This window comes from Mesorhizobium sp. M7A.F.Ca.US.002.01.1.1, from assembly GCF_004022955.1.
Classification (GTDB): Bacteria; Pseudomonadota; Alphaproteobacteria; order Rhizobiales; family Rhizobiaceae; genus Mesorhizobium; species Mesorhizobium ciceri.
In genome coordinates this window covers 1-4,340 of the sequence record NZ_RZQE01000488.1, presented here as the reverse complement: position 1 = coordinate 4,340, position 4,340 = coordinate 1, and the positions used below count along the sequence as shown (strand labels likewise).

The following is a 4,340-nucleotide window of genomic DNA, read 5'->3' as shown; positions in this document are numbered from 1 at the left end:
TGACGAGCTTGGCGAACTGGCCAAGGCCCTGTTTGCGGCCGAACGCGCTCTGAAGCCGGGCGGACGGCTCGCCGTGGTCACCTTCCATTCTCTGGAAGACCGCATCGTCAAGCGTTTCATCGCCGACCGGGCCGATGTCGCGACCGGCTCGCGTCACCTGCCCGAGGCGCATGCGCGCACCGCGACGTTCCGCAAGGCGGGCGGCGGCGTGACGGCCGGCGACGCCGAGGTGGCGGCCAATCCGCGCGCCCGTTCGGCCAGGCTGCGCGCGGCGGTCCGCACCCAGGCGCCGGCGCGCGGCAGCGACTTTTCGATTTTCGGCCTTCCAAAGCTTCCCGGTATCGACCGGCCGGGGGAGAGGTAGCTAAGTGTTTCGTACCAGCGACATTGTCCTGATCGCCGTCATGGTTGCGGTCGCGGCCCTTACCTACAAGGCCAAGCGCGAGGCCGAGGAACAATTGGCCGCCGTGCAGAAGATCCATGCGCAGATACGCTATGAGGAGGACACGATCGACCTGCTCAAGGCCGACTGGAGCCTGCTTACCCAGCCGTCGCGGCTGCAGAAGCTCGCCGAACTCTACAAGTCGCAGCTCGAACTCGAGCCGGTCAGCGCCCGCCAGATCGGCGGTGTCGGCGACCTGCCGGTCAAATCCCTTGACATCCAGGACATCTTGTCGGGATGCCAGGGCGGCATGGCTGATAGTTCGGGCGGCAAGGCGCCGTCGGACGGCAGGGATCCCGTGGTGACCGGAGGCATCGCCCAATGATCGGTAAACTGCTGAAACGTCGCGCCAGGACGAGTGAAGATGGATCGATCGTGGTCGAGGGCGCCCGCAAGGCGACCGGCGGCAAGGGCAGGACGCGCATCATCATGACGATGGCGGTGTTCTTCGGCATCTTCTCGACCATATCAGGGCGGCTGGTCTATCTCGGCTTCCAGACCCCCGATATGTCGGGCGGTCCGCAGAGCCGGGTGACGGCATCGCGGCCCGACATCGTCGACCGCAACGGCGAAGTGTTGGCCACGGACATCAAGACGGCGTCGCTGTTTGCAGAACCACGCCGGATTGTCGACGCCGACGAGGCGATCGAGAAGCTGTCGACGGTGCTTCCCGACATCGACTATGAGCAGACCTACCATAAGCTGAAGAGCGGCGCCGGTTTCGTCTGGCTGCAGCGGCAGCTGACGCCCAAGCAACAGTCCGACATCATGCAGCTCGGCATTCCCGGTTTCGGCTTCCGCACCGAAAAGCGCCGCTTCTATCCGAGCGGCGAGACCTCGTCCTACATTGTCGGGCTCACCAACATCGACAACCAGGGCATCTCCGGCATGGAGAAATATGTCGACGAGCAGGGGCTGAGCGACCTGCAGGCGTCGGGCCTTGCCATTGCCAAGGATCTCAAGCCGGTAAAGCTTTCGATCGATCTGCGCGTGCAGCATGTCGTGCGCGACGAGATCGCCGCCGGCCTGGAGCGCTATCGTGCCATGGGCACCGGCGCCGTTGTGCTCAACGTCAAGACCGGCGAAGTGGTGGCCATGGCCTCGGTGCCGGATTTTGATCCGAACAATCCCTACAACGCACAAGACAAGGACCGGCTGAATCGCATGTCGGCGGGCCTCTACGAGATGGGTTCGACCTTCAAGAGCTTCACCTCAGCCATGGCGCTCGATTCCGGCAAAGCGACGATGGCGAGCCGCTTCGATGCTTCGCATCCAATCCGGGTCGGCCATCAGGCCATTCACGATTTCCACGGCAAGAACCGTGTGCTGTCGTTGCCGGAGGTGTTCCTCTACTCGTCCAACATCGGGTCGGCCAGGGAAGCCGAGATGGTCGGCATCGAGGGGCATCGCGAATTCCTGCATCGCCTTGGCATTCTGGACAGGATGCAGACCGAATTGCCGGAGACTGCCCGTCCGACTGAACCGAAGGTCTGGAAACAGGTCAATTCATTCACCATCGCCTTCGGCCATGGCGTGTCGACGACGCCGCTGCAAGCGGCTGTGGGCTGCGCGGCGTTGATGAATGGCGGCTTCCTGATGAACCCCACCTTTCTGGTGCGGACGCAGGCGGAAGCGATGGCCACCGCCAAGAGAGTGGTGAGCGAAAAGACCGTCGAAGGCATGCGCTACCTCTATTCGCTCAATGCCGAAAAGGGCTCTGCCAGAAACGCCAGAGTCCCCGGCTACCGCGTTGGCGGCAAGACCGGAACCGCCGAGAAGGTCATCAATGGCCGCTACTCGAAGGACTTGAATTTCAACACCTTCGTCGCCGCCTTCCCGATGGACGATCCGCAGTATCTGGTGTTTACCATTGCCGATGCCCCGCACCCGGAAAAGCCCGGCATGACGGATGTCGCGGCTGCGAATGCTGGGGTTATGGCCGGCAATATCATCAGGCGTTCAGCTGCCATGCTTGGCGTGAAGCCAGATTTCAGCCATGAAAATGGTGCAACGCTGGTTTCCTATCAGTGATTCTTAGGGCGCGCCGGCAACAGCGCGCTATTTTGTTGCGGTGAACGGGACTCGATGAAGCTCAGAGATCTAGCCGGTATCCTGCCCGTCGAGGGAATAGCTTCCGTCGATCTGGAGGTTACAGGGATTTCTTCGGATTCCCGCCAGGTAAAAGCGGGCGTTGTCTTTTTTGCGCTCGCCGGAACCAAGGCCGACGGTGCCGTTTATGCCGCAGATGCCGCCGCGCGCGGTGCGGCCGCGATCGTGGCGGGCAAGGGCAGCACCATTGCCGGGCTCCCGGTTCCGGTGCTGGCGGTCGACGATCCGCGCCTGGCGCTGGCGCAGAGTGCGGCACGCTATTTCGGCAAGCAGCCTGAGATCATGGTCGCGGTGACCGGCACCAGCGGCAAGACCTCGGTCGCAGCCTTCACCAGGCAGATCTGGGAGCAGGCCGGTTATGCCGCCGCTTCGATCGGCACCACCGGCGTGGTGGCGCCTGGGCGCAACGACTATGGTTCGCTGACGACACCCGATCCGGTCGCCCTGCATCAATTGCTGCGGGAATTGGCCGATGCCGGCGTCACCCACGCCTCGATGGAAGCCTCCAGCCATGGGCTCGACCAGCGCCGCCTCGACGGCGTGAAGCTGGCTGCCGGCGGCTTCACCAATCTCGGCCGCGACCATATGGATTATCATCCGACCATTGAGGATTATCACCGCGCCAAATTGCGCCTGTTCGACACGTTGCTGCCGAAGGGCGCGCCGGCCGTGATCTTCGCCGACGATCCATGGTCGGCGCCGACGACCGTGGCAGCAAAGGCTGCCGGGCTCAATGTGCTGACGGTCGGCCGCCATGGCGACTTCCTCAGGCTGAAACGGGTCGAGCACGAACGCCACCGCCAGCGGGCCGAAGTCGAGGCCGACGGCGTGCTCTACGAGATCGACCTGCCGCTGGCCGGTGATTTCCAGATTTCGAACGCGCTGGTTTCGGCGGGTCTTGCCATTTCCACGGGAACACCTGTCGCCAAGGCCTTGATGGCGTTGGAGAAACTGAAGGGCGCGCCGGGCCGGCTCGACCTCGTCGGCACCACCGGCAATGGCGCGCCGGTCTATGTCGACTATGCCCACAAGCCGGACGCGCTTGAAAACGTGCTGGCCTCGGTGCGGCCGTTCACCACCGGCCGCGTCATCGTCGTGTTCGGCTGCGGCGGCGACCGCGACCGGGGAAAAAGGCCGATCATGGGCGAAATCGCGACGCGGCTTGCCGATGTCGTCATCGTCACCGACGACAATCCGCGCTTCGAAGTGCCGGAAACGATCCGTGCCGCTATTTTGGCCGCTGCTCCAGGTGCCATCGAGATCGGCGACCGGCGCCAGGCGATCCACGAAGCGGTCGCCATGCTGCATGCCGGCGACACGCTGATCGTGGCCGGCAAAGGCCACGAGGAAGGCCAGACGATCGGCTCCGAGACCTTGCATTTCTCCGATCATGAGGAAGTCCGCGCGGCACTCACGGAGCGCGCAGCATGAGCTTGCTGTGGACCTCCGAAGCGCTGGTTGCCGCCATGGACGGGCGGCCGCTCGGGCCGATGCCGGATGGCATTTCAGGCATTTCGATCGACAGCCGCAGCCTGCAGCCGGGCGACGCCTTCTTCGCCATCAAGGGCGAGGCGATGGACGGCCATGACTTCGCAACCGCCGCCATCAAGGCTGGCGCTGGCGTGCTGGTGGTGGCCGAAGGCAAGCTGCCGTCGCTCGGCCGGCTGACAGCGCCGATCATCGTCGTCGAGGACGTGCTGGTCGCGCTGGAAAAGCTTGGAGTTGCATCGCGCGCCCGCTCGAGCGCGAAAATCATCGCTGTGACCGGTTCGGCCGGCAAGACCACCAC

5 protein-coding genes are annotated in these 4,340 nt (G+C 64.0%); all 5 read left to right on the top strand.

Annotation, left to right across the window (positions count from 1 at the left end; translation table 11 throughout):
* Positions 1 to 364: 16S rRNA (cytosine(1402)-N(4))-methyltransferase (gene mraW / locus EN932_RS30325; protein WP_128369307.1), on the top strand; the 364-nt coding region annotated here is incomplete at its 5' end.
* 4 nt (positions 365 to 368) lie between these two features.
* On the top strand, positions 369 to 767 hold the full coding sequence (locus EN932_RS30320; protein WP_128369306.1) for a hypothetical protein: 399 nt from the start codon (positions 369 to 371) through the stop codon (positions 765 to 767).
* Entirely contained in the window at positions 764 to 2,473 is a 1,710-nt protein-coding gene (locus EN932_RS30315; RefSeq protein WP_127370393.1) for a penicillin-binding protein 2, read from the top strand. The genes EN932_RS30320 and EN932_RS30315 overlap by 4 nt, the downstream gene beginning before the upstream one ends.
* A 54-nt stretch (positions 2,474 to 2,527) precedes the next feature.
* Positions 2,528 to 3,982 (top strand): UDP-N-acetylmuramoyl-L-alanyl-D-glutamate--2,6-diaminopimelate ligase, encoded by a 1,455-nt coding sequence (locus tag EN932_RS30310; RefSeq protein WP_127385608.1) that lies wholly within the window; start codon positions 2,528 to 2,530, stop codon positions 3,980 to 3,982.
* Positions 3,979 to 4,340: Mur ligase domain-containing protein (locus EN932_RS30305; RefSeq protein WP_245483352.1), on the top strand; the 362-nt coding region annotated here is incomplete at its 3' end. The genes EN932_RS30310 and EN932_RS30305, both read left to right, overlap by 4 nt.